This window comes from Quadrisphaera sp. DVD1 (assembly GCF_058932755.1).
The window spans coordinates 16,494-31,528 of the sequence record NZ_JBZYWI010000021.1; the positions used below are offsets into that span (position 1 = coordinate 16,494).

Below are 15,035 nucleotides of genomic sequence, written 5' to 3' on the forward strand. Positions count from 1 at the left end.
TGAGCCTCGCGCCTGCGGACCCTTCAGCACCATCGAAGAGGCGAGCATCGACGTTGTAGCGTCGCTGCATGGACGTGCGAGCGCTGGAGGCGCTGCGGGTGGTGCGGACGCAGGGCGGGGTGACGGCCGCCGCCGCCGTGCTGCACCTGACGCCGTCGGCGGTGTCCCAGCAGCTCGCCGCGCTGAGCCGCGAGGCCGGCGTCGCGCTCACCGAGCGCGTCGGCCGCGGGCTGCGCCTGACCGACGCCGGCCACGCGCTGGCCGACGCCGCCCTCGAGGTCGCCGTGGCGCTGGAGCGGGCGGCCGGCGCCTGTGCGGCCTTCGCGGAGCGGCCGGTGGGCACCGTGCGCGTCTCGGCCTTCCAGAGCGGCGCGCAGCTGCTGCTGCCCGGCCTGCTCACCCGGGTCGCAGCGCTGGAGGGCATCACCGTGGAGTGCAGCGACGAGGACGTGGCGCTCGACGACTTCGTGGCCCTGACCGACCGGGTCGACGTGGTCATCGCCCACCGCCCCGACGGCGGCGAGGGCTGGGGCGGGGCCGGTGCTCCGGTGCGGGTCGTCCCCCTGCTGCGCGAGCCGCTCGACGTGGCCGTCGCGGCCGACCACCCCCTGGCCGCCCGGGCGACCCTCAGCCCCGAGGACCTCGTCGACCAGGACTGGATCACCGTGCGCGAGGGCTTCCCGGTCGCCACCGTGCTGGACGCCGTCGCCGCGCGCTCGGGCGCCACCCCGCGGATCACCCACCGGATCAACGACTTCCACGTCGTGGAGGCGTTCGTCGCGGCCGGCCACGGCATCTCCCTGCTGCCGCGCTACACCTCCGGCCACCACCCGGGCGTGCGGCTGCTGCCGCTGACGGGTGTCCGGGCCGGCCGCCGGATCGACGCCCTCCTGCGCCCCGACACCGCCGAGCGCCTGGTCGTGCGGCGGGTCCTGGAGGAGCTGGTGGACCTCGCGGGGCAGCTCGACGGCTCCTGACCGCGCGCGGAGCGCTCACGGGTGTGGCCAGCCATGATCGGCACGTGGACACGTCTCCTGGTGCCTCCGTCCGTCGAGCGGTGGCCGCCGACGCCCCCGTCCTGCACGCGCTGAGCCTCGAGGCCATCGCCGTCTCCGCGGCCGGGCACTACACCCCCGCCCAGGTGGCGGCCTGGTCGCGGCGGCGGAGCCTGACCCAGCACGAGCGGCTCGTCGCATCGACGGCCACGGTGGTGGCCGAGGTCGGCACCGCGGTCGCGGGGTTCGCCAGCCTGGCCCTGGAGCCGGTCGACGGGCTCCAGCGCGGGGAGGTCGACCAGCTCTTCGTCCACCCCGCCCACGGCGGGACGGGCGTCGCGCGCGGCCTGCTGGCCGCGGTGGACGAGATCGCCCGCGCCGCCGGCCTGGAGGTGCTGCACGCGCACGCGTCGTGGCGCGCGGCGCCGGTGTTCGAGCGGGCCGGGTACGTCCAGGTGCGGGTGGAGACCGTCGTCCTCGGGGACCAGGTCCTCACCCGGGCGCTGATGCGCAAGGAGCTGTAGGGCCGGGTTCCTGCGTGGGGCCGCCGTCGGGGCGTGCTGGCGGTCCCGGGGTGCGGCGCAGCTGCCTCAGCCGGTGCCGGTGCAGCGCGCGCTCCCGCTGAGCCAGCCGAGCCTCGAGCGGCGCCGTCGCGGGAGGCCCCGGTAGCCCGGTTGAACGTTCCTGCACGTTCATGGGGTCGGCTCCTCGATGAGGACGGGGATCTCCTCGACGCTGCGGTAGACCGGGATGCCGCGCTGCTGCGCGATGGCGACGTCCTGGTCGGCGCCGGTGGAGCGCCCCGGCAGGCGCAGCACGGCGTCGCAGTGCTGCAGCAGCCGCTCGGCGGTGGGGTACAGGACCTGCTCGGCGAGCGGGTCGGCGACCCCGCTGGCCCCAGCGCTGCCGACCACCCCGTCCTGGAACGGCTGCGCGCGGCGGGCGCGACCCTGCTCCAGGCGCGCTGACGGACCCTCTGGCGCGCCCGCGCAGGACCTCCACCTCGCCCGGCTCCAGGAGCGACCGCGTTACTGTGACCGCTCCTCAGCAGGGCTGCCGGCCGACGACCGCCCGGCCAGCGCGAGGGCGGACAGGGGGGCTGCGGTGCTTCACGGCGACATGTGGCACAGCGACGGCCACCACCGGACCACGCACGAGTGGGTCCGCGACAACCTGCGCCGGGCGATCGTCGCCGGGGCGCTGGCCCCGGGTGAGCGCCTCGTCCAGACCGACCTCGCCGAGCGGATGGGCGTGAGCGTGACCCCGCTGCGCGAGGCGCTGCGCGACCTCGTCGGCGAGGGCCTCGTGCGCCTGGACCCCCACCGCGGGGCGACCGTGCGCGAGGTCGACGTCGACGAGGCCCGCGAGGTCTACGAGCTCCGGCTGGTCCTCGAGCCGATGGCGGCGCGCCTGGCCGCCGAGCGGGCCACCGAGGAGGAGATCGCCGCGGCGGAGCGGCTGCAGGAGGCGATGGACGCCGAGAGCGACCCCCAGCGCGGGCTGCAGCTCAACCAGGACTTCCACCTGCTCCTCATCGACGCGGCCCGCTCGCCCCAGCTCGCCGGCATCCTGCGCGGCCTGCGCGCGGTGAGCGCGATCCACCTCGCGGCCCTCGCCCGCGAGGGCGGCTACCGGGTGGGCACCCGCAACCGGGACCACCACGAGATCCTGGCGGCGCTGCGCCGCCGGGACGCCGAGGCGGCGGGGCGGTTCATGGCCGCCCACCTGACGCCCACCTGGCAGGTGCCGAGCGCGGCGCCGCCGGAGACCGTCGCGCTCCAGCCGTAACCCGCGAGTTACCGAGCGGGGACGAGGCGGAAACCCGCGGCGGCGACTCTCTTCACATCTTATAGATCGCAGGATGTGAAGGAGGAGCGGTGAGCATGACGGTGCAGAGTCCCGACCGGCTGGAGATCAGCCACGGGCACAGCGACCACCTGGTCGTCGACGGGGTGTCGCGCAGCTTCCCCGCCCCGGGCGGTGGCGTGGTCGACGCGCTCGTCGACGCGCACCTCACGGTGGGGGAGGGCGAGTTCATCTCCCTCATCGGCCCCAGCGGGTGCGGCAAGAGCACGCTGTTCAACCTCATCGCCGGGCTGGACACCCCGACCAGCGGGCGCGTCGTCGTGGACGGCGTCGACCGCTCCGGCCAACAGGGCGTCGTCGGCTACATGCTGCAGAAGGACCTCCTCCTGCCCTGGCGCTCGGTGCTCGACAACGTGATCCTCGGCCTGGAGATCAGCGGCCTGTCGAAGCGCAGGGCCCAGGCGATCGCCCGGCCGCTGCTGGCCACCTACGGCCTCGGCGGCTTCGAGGACCGCTACCCCGCCCAGCTCTCCGGCGGCATGCGCCAGCGCGCGGCGCTGCTGCGGACGATCCTGTTCAACCGGGACATCATCCTGCTCGACGAGCCGTTCGGGGCGCTGGACGCCCAGACCCGCGAGCAGATGCAGGAGTGGCTCCTGGACCTGTGGGACGACTTCAAGAAGACCGTCCTCTTCGTCACCCACGACATCGACGAGGCCATCTACCTCTCCGACCGGGTGGTCGTCATGTCAGCGCGCCCGGGCCGGATCGTCTCCTCGTTCGAGGTGCCCCTGCCGCGACCGCGCAAGCCCTCCATCGTCACCAGCCCCGAGTTCGTCGACCTCAAGGCGCGGACCCGCGAGCTGCTCAACGACGCCCACACCACCCCGAGGAGCTGAGACCCGCGATGGCCACCACCACCCCGCTCGCCAGGCCAGCGGTCACCCTGACCAGCGAGGAGAGCCTGCGCCAGCTGGCGTCCCTGCCCCGCGACGACAGCAGCCGCCGGCGGCGCGACCTGACCGCCCGCGACCCCAGCACCTGGTCGCTGGCGCTCACCCGCCTCGGGGTCGTGGCCCTGATCCTGCTCGCCTGGGAGGTCGGCGCCCGCGCCGGGTGGATCGACCCGTTCTTCTGGAGCCAGCCGTCGACCATCTGGGACACCGCGGTCACCGCGTTCCGCTCCGGCGGGATGATCGAGAACACCGCCTTCACGTTCACCTCGACCCTGGGCGGCTTCTTCCTCGGCACCGTCGGGGGAGTGCTGCTGGGGCTGTCGTTCTGGTGGTCGCGGCGCTACGCGCTGACCGCCGAGCCGCTCGTCATCGCCTTCGAGGCGATGCCGAAGCTCGCCCTGGCACCGATCGTCGTGCTCGTCCTCGGGCTCGGCATCGGGTCGAAGATCGCCATGGCCACCGCGCTCGTCATCGTCATCCAGACGCTGAACACCTACGCGGCGGTCAAGGCCGTCGACCGCGACCTCACCACGCTCCTGTACTCCCTCGGCGCCTCGCGCTGGCAGGTCTTCCGCAAGGTCGTCATGCCCTCGACGCTGCCGTGGATCGCCGCGAACCTGCGCGTGGCCATCGGCCTGGCGCTGACCGGCGCGATCGTCGGCGAGTACATCGGCTCGACCGCCGGCCTCGGCCGGATGATCCAGTACGCGGGCTCGACGTACGACATCGCCCTCATCTGGGTCGGCGTCTTCACGCTCGCCCTCCTCTCCCTGGGCCTCTACCTCGTCGTCGCCGCCGTCGAGCGCCGGCTCCTCCGCAAGATCACCCACACCCGCTGACCGATGGGAACCCCCTCCATGCGCAAGCACCTCCCCGTGGCCGGCGCGCTCCTGGCCGCCGTCCTGCTGACCTCCTGCGGCCAGTCCGGCAGCGGCGCCACCGCCGCCGCCGGCTCGGGCGACACGACGTCCATCACCATCGCGGAGCCGGTCCACAGCATCGGGTACCTCCCGCTCTACGCCGCGGTCGACGAGGGCTACTTCGAGGAGGCCGGGCTCGAGGTCGAGGTCCCCACCCTGGCCGGCGGCGGCTTCGTCAACGCGCTGCTGTCGAAGCAGGCGTTCGGCTTCATCGGCGGCTCCGAGGCTGCGGCGGTGGCCAACATCAAGGGCGCCGACCTCGTGACGATCGCCAACGTCGTCAACCGCGGCAACGTCTACTTCACGGCCAAGACGGGGCTGGCCTACGACGGCGGGGACCTGGCCGCCTTCCTGCGCGGCAAGACCATCGCGGTCGGGCGCTACGGGGGGACGCCGAACGCGATCCTGCGCTACGTCCTCATCGAGAACGGGCTCGACCCGGAGGAGGACGTGACGCTCATCGAGTCCGAGGACTCCTCGGCCGTCGTCTCCATCGTCCAGCAGGGCCAGGCCGACATCGCGGTGACCGCCGAGCCGCAGCTGGGCCAGGGGATCGCGCAGGGCATCTGGCAGGAGCCGTTCCTCAACCCGCCGAAGCGCATCGGCCCCTACGCCTACTCCTCGATCATCATCCAGCGCTCGACGCTGGAGGACGACCGCGAGACGGCGCAGGCGTTCGTCGAGGCCCTGCAGAAGGGCCAGGACCTCATCGAGTCCGACCCCGACGCCGCCCTGCGGATCGCGCAGCAGGAGTTCCCCACGATGGACGAGGCGACCATCCAGGCGACCCTCGACCGCGCCTACGCGGACCAGCTGTGGGAGGGCACCGAGCTGACCGAGGCGGCCATCGAGACCGACCTCGAGGTGGCCCGGGCCGGCGACATCCTCAAGGACGAGGACGACCCGGTGACCTTCGACGAGCTCGTCGACACGTCCCTCATCTCCGGCTCCTGACCCCCACCGACCTGACCCCCGACGTCCTGAGGAGGACCTGATGGACCTGTCCTACCGCACCGCCCCCGGCGCGACGGCGCTGATCGTCGTCGACGTCCAGAACGACTTCTGCCACCCCGACGGGGTGATGGGCACCGCCGGCAACGACGTCACCGCGGCGGTGGAGATGGTGCCCCGGCTGGCGGCGCTGATCGACGAGGCCCGCGCGGCCGGCGTCCTGGTCGTCTTCATCCAGACCACGCACGACGAGACCGTCGACAGCCCGGTCTGGCTCTCGCGGCGCGGGCCGCTCGTGGAGGAGCTCGGCGACGCCCGGGTGAACTGCCGCACCGGGTCGTGGGGCGCGGAGTTCTACGTGGTGGCGCCGCAGGCCGGTGACCGCGTCGTCATCAAGCACCGGTACTCGGCCTTCGCCGGCACCGACCTGGACGTCGTCCTGCGCACCGCCGGGATCACCAGCCTCCTGCTGACCGGCGTGGCCACCGACGTGTGCGTGGAGTCGACCCTGCGCGAGGGCCTCTTCCACGAGTACCACGTGACGATGGTGGAGGACTGCTGCGCCACCTACGACCCGGCCGCCCAGGAGGCCAGCGTGCGGGGCGTGGAGAAGCACTTCGGGGTGGTCACCACCGCCGGTGCCCTGACGGCTGGATGGGCAGCCATGCGCCAGCCCGCGTGAGGGCCCGCACGGGCGGAGCCCTGACCATCGCGGTCCTGTCCGTCGTGTACTGGGCGGCGCACACGATGCTGCGGCCGCTGGTCGGACCGTTCGTGCTCGACCTGGGGGGCACCGCGGCGCAGGCCAGCACCGCGCTCGCCGCGTTCGCGGTGCTCCCCACCTTCCTCGCCATCCCGATCGGCTTCCTCGTCGACCGCCTCGGCCACCGCCGGCTCCTGGTCTGGGGCTCGCTCGCCATGATCGCCGGCGGTGGCCTGCTGCTCGTCGGCACCATCGCCATGGTCATCGCCGGCCAGCTCGTCGTCGGCCTCGGCACCCTCGCGGTGTGGGTGGCCCTGCAGGCGGCGGCCACCCTGCCGACCGGCACCGCGGAGACCCGCGAGGAGCGCAACCGCCGGATCGCCAGCTTCTCCCTGTTCGTGTCCGCGGGGCAGCTCGTCGGCCCGGCCCTCGGCGGGGCGGTGGCCGAGCTGGCGGGCTTCCGCACCAGCGTCGGGGTGTTCGTCGGCCTCTCCGTCGTGCTCGTGGTGGTCACCCACCTCGGCGTGCGGCGCGCAGCGGCGGTGCCGCCGTCCGGGCCGGCGTCCGTGCCCCTCCTCCCGGGCCTGGGCCGCTCCTACCTCGACGCGCTGCGGCTGCTGCGCTCGCGAGCGGTGCTCATCACCGTGCTGGCCAGCTTCCTGGCGCTGGTCGTGCTCGACCTGCGCACGGCGTTCCAGCCGCTGCACCTGCAGAGCATCGGCTTCTCCCCGCTGTGGACCGGGCTCCTGCTCACCACCGCGGCCACCTTCTCCTTCCTCTCGCGGCCGGCGTTCGGCCCGCTGGTCCGGCGGCTGCCCGCGCCGCTGCTGGTCGGGCTGGTGCTGGGCGTCGGCTCGGTCAGCGTCGCGGCGGTCGTCCTCACCGACGGCGTGGTGGCGCTGCTCGTCCTCGCCGCCGTCAACGGGTTCGCGCTGGGGTTCGCCCAGCCGCTGACCCTGGCGCTCATGGCCGACCACACCGACGCCGCGCAGCGCGGCCTGGCCGTGGGCATCCGCTCCATGGCCAACCGCGGCGCGCAGCTGGCCGACCCGGTCGCCTTCGGGCTGCTGCTGGCGGCCTTCGGCACCCGCACGGCCTTCCTGGCCATGGGCGCGGTCCTCCTGGTGCTCTCGGTCCTCACCGGCCTCGCGTTCCTGTCGGTGCGCGCGCCGGGGGACGAGGACGCCGTCGCGCCGGCGCAGCCCGTGGCCGCGCACCGCTGACCCGCCCCCAGCCCTCCCACCCCCCACTCCCGAGGAGACCCATGTCCGCGACCATCCCGCCCGCAGCGCCCGTGCCGGCCGAGCACCGGCCGCGGATCGCGGTCTTCAGCGGCCCGACCGCGACGATCCAGAACAGCGAGCCGCTCGTGACGAGCGACGCCGCGCGCCGCAAGCACGGACTGCCCGAGAGGACCAACCCCGACGGCACCCCGGTGGCGCAGGACGTCGTGCGGCCGCAGCGCCTGGCGGCTCCGGTCACCGTGTACGTCGAGGCCTTCAGCGCCCACCCGCTCGAGGCGGACGCCGCGGCGCTGTACGCCCCTCCGGACGGCTACGTCACGCCCGCGGGGGCCTTCGTGCCGGAGCGCACCTCGCCGGACGACGTCCCCGCCTACGAGGTGACGATCCGCCCGGAGGACGGGCTGCTGCAGCTGCCGTACATGGCCCGCACCCGCGACGGCGAGGCGTGGGAGCACGAGGGGCTGGAGCGCCTCGGCCCGGCGGCCGAGACGCGGCAGACGTTCTACCCCGACGCGTCGCGGATCTTCGAGGAGATCGACCGCTTCGGCCTCGACGAGACCGGGCGCAACAACATGCTCTCCAGCAAGGGCACCTACGACTTCTTCCGCGCCGCGCCCTCGGGCGGGTACACCGCCGGGCTGAGCGCCGAGCGCCGCACCGACGTGGGGGAGGGCGACATCCCCGCGGAGGCGCGCGGCGAGGACTTCTTCTACTACCGCCCCCGCCACATCGCCGAGGGCCCGGCGATGCCCACGCTCGCGCGGCTGACCAACGTCGTCCAGCAGGCCCTCGGCACCGGGGCGTACGAGGGCGCCATCTGGCTGGAGGGCAGCCCGACGGTGGAGGAGACCGGCTACTGGCTGAACCTGCTCATCGACACGACGGTCCCCATCTCGTGCAACGCCTCCCAGCGCCCGCACGGCGCGCTGGCCAACGACGGCGACCGCAACCTCGTCGACAGCGTCGACTACATCCGCTCCCGCATCTGGGCCGCCGCGGACGGCACCGACGCGGTCGGGGCGGTGCTCGTGCAGGAGGAGCAGATCTTCGCCGCCCGCGACGCGCAGAAGGGCGACGCGCGGCCCGGCGGCTACGTCGCCACGGGCGGCCACGGCGGGATCATCGGCACGATGGGGCGCCCGGCCCGCCGATGCTCACCTACTGGCCGGCCAAGGCGCACACGCACACCTCGGCGGTGAACCTCAGCCGGATCCCGGCCAAGACCACCGGGGCGCGCCGCGTCGACGGCGTGGTCACCCCGGTCGACGTCGCCGTCAAGGACGACACCGGCGCGCTGCTGGAGAGCGCGGTCCCCAAGGTGACCATCGTCAAGTACGCGCGGTACGGCATGGAGGACTTCTCCGACGACGCCGGCCTGCAGGTGGAGGTCCTCGCCCGGATCGAGCGCAACCTCGAGCGCTTCCCGCTGGCGGGCTTCGTGCTGGAGGGCAACGCGCCGTTCGGGCGCGGAGACGAGTCGGAGTCGGCGGCGCTGGCCCTGGCGATCGCGCACGGCATGCCGGTGGTGCGGGTCTCGCGCGGGAACGCCGAGGGCATGGTGCCCACCGAGCCCGGTGACGTGTTCATCGCGGGCAGCACGCTGACGGCGACCAAGGCGCGCCTGCTGCTCATGGCGTGCCTGCTGCGGTTCGGCGGCCTGCCACCGGCGGTCGACCCGCACCACCCCACCGAGGCGGAGTGGGCCGCGATCCGGCGCAGGGTCGCGGACTACCAGGCCGTCTTCAGCACGCACTGACCCGAGCCCGGACGCGGGTGGACGCGGGTGGACGCGGGCCGGACGCGCCCCTGAGGCCCGAGGGCCTCAGGGGCGCTGGCGTGCTCAGTAGGTGAAGCGCGCCACGGTGGAGCGGAGGTCGGCGGCCATCCGGGACAGCTCGTCGACCGCGGTGCGGGTCTGGGTCAGCGCCTGGGTGGTGGACTCCGCCGCGGTGGAGACCCCCGTGATGTTGTCGGCGATCTGCACCGAGCCGCCGGCGGCCTCGGAGACCGAGCGCGCCATCTCCTGGGTGGTGGCGGTCTGCTCCTCCACCGCGCTGGCGATGGTGGTCTGGAAGTCGCTGATCCGGGCGATGATCTCGCTGATCCGGCCGATCGCCTCCACCGCGCCGGAGGTGTCGCCCTGGATCGCGTGCACCCGGCGGCCGATGTCCTCCGTGGCCCGTGCGGTCTCCTGCGCGAGCTCCTTGACCTCGTTGGCGACGACCGCGAAGCCCTTGCCGGCCTCGCCGGCCCGGGCCGCCTCGATGGTGGCGTTGAGGGCGAGGAGGTTGGTCTGCTCGGCGATGGAGGTGATGACCTTGACGACGTCGCCGATCTCGCGGGAGGACTCGCCGAGCTTGACCACCGTGGCGTTGGTCTCGCGCGCCACCTGGACGGCCTCCGTCGCGACCCGGGAGGCGTCGTTGGCGTTGGAGGAGATCTCGCGGATGCTCGCGCCCATCTGCTCGGCGCCCGCGGCGACCGTGGCCACGCTGCGCGAGACCTCGTCGGCGGCGGAGGAGACGACCCCCGACTGCACGCTGGTCTCCTCCGCGGAGGCGGAGATCTGGGCGCTGGAGGCGGACAGCTCCTCCGAAGACGCCGCGACGGCGTCCGCCGAGGCCACGACCGAGCCCATGACCGAGCGCAGGGAGACCAGCGCCTCGTCGAGCGCGGCAGCCGTGCGCGCCACCTCGTCGCGGCCGGTGACGCCGCTCGTGCGGGTGAGGTCCCCGCCCGCGAGTCCCTCGGCCACGGTCCTCACCCGCGACAGCGAGCCGGTGATCATCCGCGCGATGACGACACCGAGGGCGGAGGCCACGGCGACCCCGGCGACGAGCAGGACGACGAGCACCAGGCGGGTGTCGCGGTAGGTCTGCTGGGCGGCGTCGGCCGCGGCCTTCGCCACACCGAGGCGCGTCGTCGACAGCGTGTCCAGGTCCTCGGTCATCTGCGCGATGGGCTCGGTCAGGTCGCCGTCACGGATCGCCCGCCACTCGTCCAGGCGCCCGGCGTCGGCCGCGGCGTCCATGGTGGGCAGGAAGGAGGAGTAGGCCTCCAGGCCGTCGAGGACCGCTGCGGCCAGGTCCCGCCCGGCCTGGGTGGGACCGGTGGCCAGGTAGCGGTCGGCCGCGGCCTGGACCCCGGCCACGGCCTCCTCGCGCGCCGCGGCGTACTTCTGGCGGTCCTCGGGGCTGGAGGAGAGCGCGTAGTTCGTCGTGTTGAGCCGGACGGCGAAGATGCTCGCCCGCATGGCCTCGGTCTCCTTCGTGCCCAGCAGCTGCTTGGAGTACATCGACTGCGTCTCGGCGGCGGTGCCCGACAGCGACGTCAGGGCCACCACGCCGACCGAGACGGCGACCAGGGCCAGGAGCCCCAGGGCGGTGAGGATCTTCACCGCGACGCCGACGTCGCGGAAGCGGTGCACGAGGCCGCGTCGGCCGCCGGCCGCACGGACTGGAACGCTCTGCTCAGACATGGGGTCTCCCGGTGAGGGCCGCGGGGAACCACGGCACGAGTGGTCGAGCCCGTGTCATCGGGAGAACGGACCAGATCCGGAACGACGCCACCCGTTCGGCGCAGCGGCCTCGCGGCCCGCCGGATCAGCGCACCCACACCCGCAGCGGCCCGGTGGCGGTGAACCCGGCCGCGCGGGCGGCGTCCAGCGCCTCGCCGTGCTCGTACCCGACGAGGCGGCGCCCGGGGAAGCGGGCGCCGACGGCGGCGACCAGCTCGGCCCAGTCGAGCGCGGAGCCCGGGGCGGCGTGGGCGTTGGAGACCTCGACCACCCCGGCGCCGAGGCGGGCGACCGCTCCGGCGACGATCCGCCCGTCCACCCGGCGGGCGAGCACGGCGAGCCGGGCGCGCGCGAGCAGGGGTGGCAGCAGGACGCCGGTCGTGTCGTGGCCGGCGGCCCACTCGGCGAGGTCGCCGGCTCCGGTGACGAGCGACCAGCCCGGCGGCGCGGCTGGCGGCGACGGGTCGGGCTCGCGGGCGAGCCAGCTGGCGGCGAACAGCTCGCGCATCCCCAGCCCGCTCAGGTCGAGGGTGGCGAAGCTGTCCTTGACGCCCGCGGAGGCGCGGGTGAGCAGGCGCTGCCCGATCTGGTCGGCGCTCACGCCGGGCTCGACGACCACGGCGTCGGAGTGCAGCGGCGGCGGCGGCGCGAGGGCGCTCCACAGCCCCTCGCGCAGCGTCGTGGCGACGCCGTGCAGGGTGCAGAGGTCCTCGTACCAGCCGATGCTGGCGTCGACGGCGCTGCGCAGCCGCGGGTCCATGGCCTCGACTCCTCACCCCTGGGCTCGGGGTCGAGCCTGGCAGCGCCGGGGCCCGCGGGGAAGGTCCCGGGACCCCGCGGGGTTGGCCCGTCGGTGAGCACCCCGAGCGACGCCGGTCGCGTCGCCGCCCTCGTGGGCCTCCTCTTCGGCCTCGCCGGGATGGGCAGCGCCGCCGTCGCGGTCACCCTCCCGGCCATCGCCGAGGACCTGGGACTCTCCACCGGCGGCGCCTCGTGGATCATCAGCCTCTACGCCCTCATGCTCGCCGTGGCGACCGCCGTCTACGGCCGGGTCGCCGACCTGGCCGGCATCCGGCTCCCGCTGGTCGTCGGCGTCGTGCTGATGACCGTCAGCGCCCTGGTCGGGGCGGTCGCGCCGAGCTACGAGGTGCTGCTGGCCGCGCGGCTGCTCCAGGGCGCCGGCGCCGCCGCCGTCCCGGTGCTCGGCATGGCCATCGTCAGCGCCCGCTACGACGGCGGGGTGCGCGCCACCGCGCTGGGGCAGGTCGCCGGCACCGCCGCCGCGGTCAGCGCCCTCGGCCCGCTCGCCGGGGGAGCGCTCGAGGACGTCGGCACCTGGCGGCTCGTCGTCGCGCTGCCGGCGCTGGGGCTGCTCGTCGTGCCGGTGCTGTGGCGGGCGATCCCCACCGAGGGCACCGGGGCGCGCCTGGACGTGCTCGGCGCGCTGCTCGTCGCCGGCGCCGCCGCCGGGCTCGTGCTGCTCGTGCAGTCACCGGCCGGGGGCACGGGCATCGCCGTCGTCGGCGCGGTGCTCCTGGCCCTGGGCGCGCCTGCGGCCGCCGCCCGCGTGCGCCGCCGCCCCGAGGGCTTCCTGCCGCAGGCCGTCGTGCAGGAGCCGGTGGTCGTCCGCAGCGCCCTGGCGGCCTCCGCCGTGCCGGCCGCGTGGTTCGCGCTGCTCATCGCCGTCCCGGCGGTGCTCGCCGCCGAGGGCTGGACGCCGCTGCTCATCGGCCTGGCGCTGGTGCCCTCGGCGGTCACCGGGTTCCTCGCCCCGAGGCTGGCCGGGCCGCTGCTCGTGCGCTGGGGCCCGACCCGGTCGCTGGCCGCCTCCGGGGCGACGGCGGCGCTCGCGCTCGTCCTGGCCGCGAGCGGAGCGGTCGTCGGCTCGGCGGTGCTGCTCGTGGCCGCGGTGGTGCTCGTGACCCTCGCGTTCGGGCTCGGCCAGCCGGCGCTCATGGCGGCGGTCAGCGGGGCGGTGGCGGCCGACGTCCGCGGCGTCGCCCTCGGCATCGCCACGCTGGTCTTCCTCGTCGGCGGTGGTGTCGGCTCCGCCGTCGTCGGGGGGATCGGGGAGCTCGTCGGCCTCGACCGCGCCCTGCTGCTCCTCGCCGTCCTGCCGCTGGCGGGGAGCCTCGCGCTGCTGGCGGCGGTCCGCGCCGAGCGCGCCGCCGCCTAGCGGCGCGCTCGGCGGCGCATCCGCCACATCACGGGGCCGCCCTCGGCCACCGGTGCGCCCGGGGCGACCAGCGCGAACCCGTGCCGCGCGTAGTAGGCGACGTTCTCGCCCTTCCCGGTCTCGAGGTAGACGTCCTCGCCGCCCGCGTCGGCCCGCGCGAGCCCCTCGCGCAGCAGCGCCGTGCCGACGCCGTGGCCCTGCGCGGCCGGGGCGACGCCGAGGACCTGCAGGTAGCGCACGGGGTCGGCCGGGAAGTGCGCGTCGACCGCAGCGCCGAAGCGCTGGAGGTCGCGCACGCGCCCGCGCAGCAGCGGCGCCATGGCCAGCACGCGCGGCGTCGCCCGCACCTGGCGCCACGCGCCCATCGGGTAGCGCCCCGGCGGCTGCCACACCGCGGCGCCGAGCACCTCACCGCCGCGCACCTCGCCGCCGAGCACCGCCACCCGCGCGTGCGGGCCGGAGTCCGCCAGGGCCACCCCGACGAGGGCGCGCAGCGCCGCTCGCCGCCGGGCGCCGTCCGGCACGACCTGCGCCCAGCTCGGGTCGTCGGCCAGGGCGTCGACGAGCACGTCGGCGGCGGTGCGGCGCTCACCGCGCCGCAGGGGTCGCACCTCGACGTCTCCCACGCCGCCACCGTCCCACTGCGGCGCCCGCCTGACGAGGGCCGGCGAGGGCGGCGTCGCCGTGTGGGCGCGAGGGGCACGGGTACGGGCTGCGCATGAAGGACTACGTCTTCGCCGGCGGCACCGCCGTCGTCACCGGAGCCGCCAGCGGCATCGGCGAGGCGCTCGCGACCGCGCTGGCCGCCCGCGGCAGCTCCCTGGCGCTGCTCGACCGGGACGGCGACCGGCTGGCGTCCGTGGCCGCGCGCCTGGGCGCCGCGCACCCGGCCCTCGCGGTGCGCAGCTACGTCGTCGACCTCGGCGACCGGGACGCGACCGCCGCCACGGCGGCCACCCTCCTGACCGAGAACCCGAGGATCACGCTGCTCGTCAACGGCGCGAGCGTCGCGACCGTCGGCCGCTTCGACCAGACCGACCTCGACCAGGTCTGGGCGCTGCTCGACGTGAACCTGCGCGGCACGATCCACCTCACGCACGCGCTGCTGCCGGCGCTCAAGGCCTCGCCCGGCGCGCACCTCGCGAACATCTCGAGCGTGTTCGGGCTGCTGTCCGCGCCGCGCCAGGCGGCCTACGTGGCGAGCAAGTTCGCGGTGCGCGGGTTCACCGAGGCGCTGCGCGCCGAGCTGCGACCGCTGGGCATCGGCGTCACGAGCGTGCACCCCGGGGGCACCGACACGCGGCTGCCGCGCAACGCGCGCCCCGGCGCCGACGTGCCCGAGGACGAGGCCCGCGCGCAGTTCGCCGCCTTCGAGCGGATCCTCACCATGTCGCCCGAGCACGTCGCCGAGGCGATCCTGGACGGGATCGAGCGGCGCAGGCCCCGGGTGCTCATCGGCTGGACGGCCCGGGTGCCCGACCTGCTGGTGCGCCTGGCGCCGGGCGCGTACACGCACGGGACGGCGGCGTTCGAGGCCGTCGTGGGTTGGGGCCTGCCCCGGGTGCTGCGCCGGCGCCGCCGGTGACGGCTCGCTGAGGGGGCGGCGCCCCCTCGCCAGGGGCACGGCCCGGGTCTAGCGTCGGGCGCGTTCGACGTCGAACGTCCGCAGCAGGCCGCCTCGAGGTGGCCGCCGGCTGGAGGTGGCCCGATGGCCGCACGTCCGCACCCGCGCTCTCACCCGCGCCCTCACCCGCGCCTCGCCTGGTG

Annotated in this window: 15 protein-coding genes and 1 pseudogene; 12 read left to right on the forward strand and 4 right to left on the reverse strand. The window is 75.2% G+C overall.

What is annotated here, in order from left to right:
* Positions 1 to 68: 68 nt before the first annotated feature.
* Both AC5FZL_RS04165 and AC5FZL_RS04170 read left to right on the forward strand, forming a co-directional pair.
* Positions 69 to 977, forward strand: a complete 909-nt coding sequence (locus AC5FZL_RS04165; protein ID WP_493617303.1) for a LysR family transcriptional regulator — start codon at positions 69 to 71, stop codon at positions 975 to 977.
* Positions 978 to 1,021: 44 nt separating this feature from the next.
* Entirely contained in the window at positions 1,022 to 1,519 is a 498-nt protein-coding gene (locus AC5FZL_RS04170; protein ID WP_493617304.1) for a GNAT family N-acetyltransferase, read from the forward strand.
* Positions 1,520 to 1,687: 168 nt separating this feature from the next.
* Here AC5FZL_RS04170 and AC5FZL_RS04175 read toward each other — a convergent pair.
* Positions 1,688 to 1,909 (reverse strand): annotated as a pseudogene (locus AC5FZL_RS04175) (DUF4406 domain-containing protein); the annotation flags it as partial.
* A 190-nt stretch (positions 1,910 to 2,099) separates the two neighbouring features.
* Between AC5FZL_RS04175 and AC5FZL_RS04180 the strand changes: the two are divergent.
* The 8 genes from AC5FZL_RS04180 to AC5FZL_RS04215 all read left to right on the forward strand — a co-directional run bounded on the left by AC5FZL_RS04180 (position 2,100) and on the right by AC5FZL_RS04215 (position 9,331).
* The gene (locus AC5FZL_RS04180; RefSeq protein WP_493617305.1) at positions 2,100 to 2,783 is read left to right on the forward strand and encodes a GntR family transcriptional regulator; all 684 of its coding nucleotides are present in this window, start codon (positions 2,100 to 2,102) and stop codon (positions 2,781 to 2,783) included.
* A gap of 95 nt (positions 2,784 to 2,878) precedes the next feature.
* On the forward strand, positions 2,879 to 3,700 hold the full coding sequence (locus AC5FZL_RS04185) for an ABC transporter ATP-binding protein (protein ID WP_493617306.1): 822 nt from the start codon (positions 2,879 to 2,881) through the stop codon (positions 3,698 to 3,700).
* A gap of 8 nt (positions 3,701 to 3,708) precedes the next feature.
* The gene (locus tag AC5FZL_RS04190) at positions 3,709 to 4,596 is read left to right on the forward strand and encodes an ABC transporter permease (RefSeq protein WP_493617307.1); all 888 of its coding nucleotides are present in this window, start codon (positions 3,709 to 3,711) and stop codon (positions 4,594 to 4,596) included.
* Positions 4,597 to 4,599: 3 nt separating this feature from the next.
* Positions 4,600 to 5,631 (forward strand): ABC transporter substrate-binding protein, encoded by a 1,032-nt coding sequence (locus tag AC5FZL_RS04195; RefSeq protein WP_493617308.1) that lies wholly within the window; start codon positions 4,600 to 4,602, stop codon positions 5,629 to 5,631.
* Positions 5,632 to 5,671: 40 nt separating this feature from the next.
* The gene (locus tag AC5FZL_RS04200; RefSeq protein ID WP_493617309.1) at positions 5,672 to 6,310 is read left to right on the forward strand and encodes a cysteine hydrolase family protein; all 639 of its coding nucleotides are present in this window, start codon (positions 5,672 to 5,674) and stop codon (positions 6,308 to 6,310) included.
* The gene (locus AC5FZL_RS04205; RefSeq protein WP_493617310.1) at positions 6,307 to 7,554 is read left to right on the forward strand and encodes an MFS transporter; all 1,248 of its coding nucleotides are present in this window, start codon (positions 6,307 to 6,309) and stop codon (positions 7,552 to 7,554) included. The genes AC5FZL_RS04200 and AC5FZL_RS04205 overlap by 4 nt, the downstream gene beginning before the upstream one ends.
* 41 nt (positions 7,555 to 7,595) lie before the next feature.
* A complete protein-coding gene (locus AC5FZL_RS04210) occupies positions 7,596 to 8,774 on the forward strand; it encodes an asparaginase domain-containing protein (RefSeq protein ID WP_493617311.1) in 1,179 nt (392 codons plus the stop codon).
* Positions 8,726 to 9,331 (forward strand): hypothetical protein, encoded by a 606-nt coding sequence (locus AC5FZL_RS04215; RefSeq protein WP_493617312.1) that lies wholly within the window; start codon positions 8,726 to 8,728, stop codon positions 9,329 to 9,331. Before AC5FZL_RS04210 ends, AC5FZL_RS04215 begins: the two co-directional genes overlap by 49 nt.
* Before the next feature lie 84 nt (positions 9,332 to 9,415).
* Here the strand turns inward: AC5FZL_RS04215 and AC5FZL_RS04220 are convergent, their stop codons facing one another.
* Positions 9,416 to 11,053 (reverse strand): methyl-accepting chemotaxis protein, encoded by a 1,638-nt coding sequence (locus AC5FZL_RS04220; protein WP_493617313.1) that lies wholly within the window; start codon positions 11,051 to 11,053, stop codon positions 9,416 to 9,418.
* 124 nt (positions 11,054 to 11,177) lie between these two features.
* A complete protein-coding gene (locus tag AC5FZL_RS04225; protein ID WP_493617314.1) occupies positions 11,178 to 11,852 on the reverse strand; it encodes a hypothetical protein in 675 nt (224 codons plus the stop codon).
* Between the two features lie 93 nt (positions 11,853 to 11,945).
* Between AC5FZL_RS04225 and AC5FZL_RS04230 the strand changes: the two genes are divergently transcribed.
* Complete coding sequence (locus AC5FZL_RS04230) at positions 11,946 to 13,268, forward strand: MFS transporter (RefSeq protein WP_493617315.1); 1,323 nt, start codon at positions 11,946 to 11,948, stop codon at positions 13,266 to 13,268.
* On the opposite strand, the gene AC5FZL_RS04235 is transcribed toward AC5FZL_RS04230, so the two are convergent.
* The gene (locus tag AC5FZL_RS04235) at positions 13,265 to 13,894 is read right to left on the reverse strand and encodes a GNAT family N-acetyltransferase (RefSeq protein WP_493617316.1); all 630 of its coding nucleotides are present in this window, start codon (positions 13,892 to 13,894) and stop codon (positions 13,265 to 13,267) included. The two genes, AC5FZL_RS04230 and AC5FZL_RS04235, sit on opposite strands and share 4 nt — an antisense overlap.
* Positions 13,895 to 13,986: 92 nt before the next feature.
* On the opposite strand from AC5FZL_RS04235, the gene AC5FZL_RS04240 reads away from it, so the two are divergent.
* Positions 13,987 to 14,853, forward strand: a complete 867-nt coding sequence (locus AC5FZL_RS04240; protein ID WP_493617317.1) for an SDR family NAD(P)-dependent oxidoreductase — start codon at positions 13,987 to 13,989, stop codon at positions 14,851 to 14,853.
* Positions 14,854 to 15,035 lie beyond the last annotated feature (182 nt).

Bases quoted from the DNA above. Each gene is read 5' to 3' on its own strand.
- AC5FZL_RS04165 (WP_493617303.1), top strand. From the start codon at position 69: ATGGACGTGCGAGCGCTGGAGGCGCTGCGGGTGGTGCGGACGCAGGGC.
- AC5FZL_RS04185 (WP_493617306.1), top strand. From the start codon at position 2,879: ATGACGGTGCAGAGTCCCGACCGGCTGGAGATCAGCCACGGGCACAGC.
- AC5FZL_RS04195 (WP_493617308.1), top strand. From the start codon at position 4,600: ATGGGAACCCCCTCCATGCGCAAGCACCTCCCCGTGGCCGGCGCGCTC.
- AC5FZL_RS04225 (WP_493617314.1), bottom strand. From the start codon at position 11,852: ATGGACCCGCGGCTGCGCAGCGCCGTCGACGCCAGCATCGGCTGGTAC.
- AC5FZL_RS04220 (WP_493617313.1), bottom strand. From the start codon at position 11,053: ATGTCTGAGCAGAGCGTTCCAGTCCGTGCGGCCGGCGGCCGACGCGGC.
- AC5FZL_RS04240 (WP_493617317.1), top strand. From the start codon at position 13,987: ATGAAGGACTACGTCTTCGCCGGCGGCACCGCCGTCGTCACCGGAGCC.
- AC5FZL_RS04190 (WP_493617307.1), top strand. From the start codon at position 3,709: ATGGCCACCACCACCCCGCTCGCCAGGCCAGCGGTCACCCTGACCAGC.
- AC5FZL_RS04200 (WP_493617309.1), top strand. From the start codon at position 5,672: ATGGACCTGTCCTACCGCACCGCCCCCGGCGCGACGGCGCTGATCGTC.
- AC5FZL_RS04215 (WP_493617312.1), top strand. From the start codon at position 8,726: ATGCTCACCTACTGGCCGGCCAAGGCGCACACGCACACCTCGGCGGTG.
- AC5FZL_RS04210 (WP_493617311.1), top strand. From the start codon at position 7,596: ATGTCCGCGACCATCCCGCCCGCAGCGCCCGTGCCGGCCGAGCACCGG.